Below are 2,754 nucleotides of genomic sequence, written 5' to 3' on the forward strand. Positions count from 1 at the left end.
CGGCAAGGACCAGCGATCGCACCAGCGGCGCGACCGCGGCGGGTGCCACGAGCAGCGCAGCGGACCGGCGGACGTCGGCGAGGTTGCGGACCACGAGGTAGCCGAACGGGACCGCGAAGACCGTCCCCACCGCGACCGCGCCGGTGGCCAGCCAGCGCGGGGCGGGACCCGGGGCCTCGGGTGCCACCCCCCGCTGCGGACGCAGCGCGCGTTGGGGTGGCGGCGCGGACGTGAGCGGTTCCACCGTCGAGAGCGACCCCTTACCTGCGCAGCCCGCTGCGCTCGATCAGATCGATCGTGCTGCGCAGCTCATCGCCGAGCTCCTCGATGTCGACCTTCGGGAGGGTGAGGCTGTCCAGGGGCGGCAGATCCGCAGCGGGCTCGACACCGCGGGCCAGCGGGTACTCGAACGTCTCCTCGGCGAAGTACCGCTGCGCCTCCTCGGAGACGAGGAACTCGACGAACCGCTGCGCGCGTGGATCGTCGGACAGGACGCTGACGGTGGAGGCGATCAGCAGTGCCCCGATGTCGCCGTCGGGGAAGACGTGGTTGCGGCTGGGCAGGGTCGGATCCTCGTCGAGCCAGCGTTGGTTGTAGTAGTGGTTGACCAGGCCCATGGCGACCTCGCCGCGCGTGACCGCCTCGACGATGGCGTTGTTGTTCCCGTAAGTGCGGGGGTCGTTGTCGGCCAGCTCGGTCAGCCACTGCAGCGTGCGTTCCTCGCCGTACACCTGCTGCATCGCGCTGACGAAGTCCTGGAACGAACCGTTGGTGGGAGCCACCCCGACCCGTCCGCGGTAGCGCTCCTCGGACAGATCGAACACCGATCGTGGCAGCTGCGCCTCGTCCACCTGCTCGGTGTTGTAGACCAGCACGCGTTGGCGGCCGGTCACCCCGACCCAATGCCCGCGATCGCTGCGGAAGCGCGCATCGACGGTCCCCAGGATCGTGTCGGACAGAGGCTGCAGCAGGTCGCGTTCGGCGAGGAAACCGACGGCACCGGGGTTCTGTGCGTAGAAGACGTCCGCTGGGGTGCGTTCGCCCTCCTCGCTGATCAGCAGCGCCAGCTCCGCCGAGTTGCCGTAGCGGACCTCGATGGGGATGCCCGCTTCCTGCGCGAAGCGGTCCAGGAGCGGCCCGACCAGGCTGCGGCCACGGCCGGAGTAGATCGTCAGCGCATCCCCGCCCCCGGCGCACGCCGACGCTGCGGCCGCGAGCAGGCCGACCAGGATCGCCGCGGTGCCCAGCCGAAGGCGGCGGCCGAGGCAGCGCCGGGGTCGCCCCACGGCGCGTGTGCCGGTCGGCCCGGTCGACGTGGTGCCACGCTCGGGTCGCATCACGGTGCCTCCACCAGGTCGGGAGCAGGGACATCCGCTGCGTCCCACTGACGGGCGACGAGATCGGCGAGGTCGGTCATCGGTCGGAAGCCGAGCAGCCGTTCGCACCGTGCGGTGTCCGCCAGCGTCGCCGGGACCTCGTCGACGTGTGCGGGGAGGATCTCGACCGGCGCCCGACCGGCGACCGCGGTGACTGCCGCGACGAGGTCGGCCAGGGCGTAGCCCACGCCGGTCCCCAGGTTGACCGTGGCGGGCCGGCGCAACGCCGCCAAGCGCACCAGCCCGTCGACCACGTGTCCCACGTCGGTGACGTCGCGGACCCGGCGCAACGAGCCGAACACCGCCAGCGGACCTCCGCTGCGTGCTGCGTCCAGCCACCGGGCGATGGCCATGTCGGGGCGCTGGTGCTCACCGGCGACCGTGAACGGCCGAGCCACCGCGACCAGCCCTCCGCGCGCCACCCGGTCGGCGCAGCGGCGTTCCAGGACCGCTTTCGACCGGGCGTACCCGCCGCGCGGACGCAACCGGTCGCTCTCGCGGCACGGACGCAGGCCGGTGGGCGTGTGGGCGGCACCGCCGTACACCGACGAGGAGGACGTGACCACCACCGGCACCCGGTCGGCGACGATGTCGAGGACGTGCTCGGCGGCGACCACGTTGTCCCGCCACCGGCGGACCGCGACGCCGGGACCGTCATCACGGACCCCGGGGCATCCCGCGAGGTGGTACACGACGCCGGCCCGGCGCAGGATCGCATCGACCGCCGGATGGTGTTCCGCGAGGTCCGCGACGACCGCCGATCCGGGAGCGCCGCGGGGCGGCGGCCGGCGGTCGACCCCGCACACGTCCACCCCGTCGGCGGCCAGGCGGCGGACGAGGTGGCGTCCGATGAAGCCGGACGCGCCGGTGACCACAGCCAGGGACACGTCGATCTCCGATCGTGCGAGCGGCGCCCCGCCGCTCTGGACGCGGGACATTAGGGGAGCCTAACCTCACCTGGCCAGTCAACTTTGGGGAGATCCGTGAGGGCAGGCCGCCGTCCTCGCTCGGGCGGGTGGGTCGCCGTCGCCGTGGTCACAGCGGCCACGGTCGTGGTCGTTGCACGCATCGTGGACGGTGCTGCGCTCGCGACAGCGGCGCGTGCGGTGGTCGCTCACCCGCTGAGGCTGACCGCGGTGCTCGCCGCGTACGCCGCGGCGTTCGTCGTCCGCGCGGCGGTGTGGCGCCGGGTGCTACCGCAGCTGCGGTTCGGTCAGGCGCTGGCCGCTCTGCACGTCTCCCTGGCCGGGAACCACGTCCTGCCGTTGCGGCTGGGTGAGCCGTTGCGCGTGGCGAGCGTGGTTCGCCGAGCGGCCGTGCCGCTGCGGCCCGCGGCTGCGTCCGTGGTGACGCTGCGCGCCGCGGACCTCCTCGCGGT

General features: G+C 73.2%; 4 protein-coding genes. 1 reads left to right on the top strand and 3 read right to left on the bottom strand.

The genetic code is table 11. The features are described 5' to 3' along the window. The 3 genes from M3N57_07045 to M3N57_07055 form a co-directional block, all read right to left on the bottom strand. Nucleotides 1-187, bottom strand: a 187-nt coding sequence (locus M3N57_07045; protein ID MDP9022439.1) for a hypothetical protein, incomplete at its 3' end; no start/stop codon positions are given. 73 nt (nt 188-260) lie between these two features. Beyond that, on the bottom strand, nt 261-1,337 hold the full coding sequence (locus M3N57_07050; protein MDP9022440.1) for an iron ABC transporter substrate-binding protein: 1,077 nt from the start codon (nt 1,335-1,337) through the stop codon (nt 261-263). Further along, complete coding sequence (locus M3N57_07055; protein ID MDP9022441.1) at nt 1,337-2,314, bottom strand: NAD(P)-dependent oxidoreductase; 978 nt, start codon at nt 2,312-2,314, stop codon at nt 1,337-1,339. The genes M3N57_07050 and M3N57_07055 overlap by 1 nt, the downstream gene beginning before the upstream one ends. Before the next feature lie 45 nt (nt 2,315-2,359). Between M3N57_07055 and M3N57_07060 the strand changes: the two genes are divergently transcribed. Continuing rightward, nucleotides 2,360-2,754 (top strand): lysylphosphatidylglycerol synthase domain-containing protein (locus M3N57_07060; GenBank protein MDP9022442.1); only part of this gene is annotated, 395 nt, incomplete at its 3' end.

Source organism: Actinomycetota bacterium (assembly GCA_030776725.1).
Taxonomy (GTDB): domain Bacteria; phylum Actinomycetota; class Nitriliruptoria; order Nitriliruptorales; family JAHWKO01; genus JAHWKW01.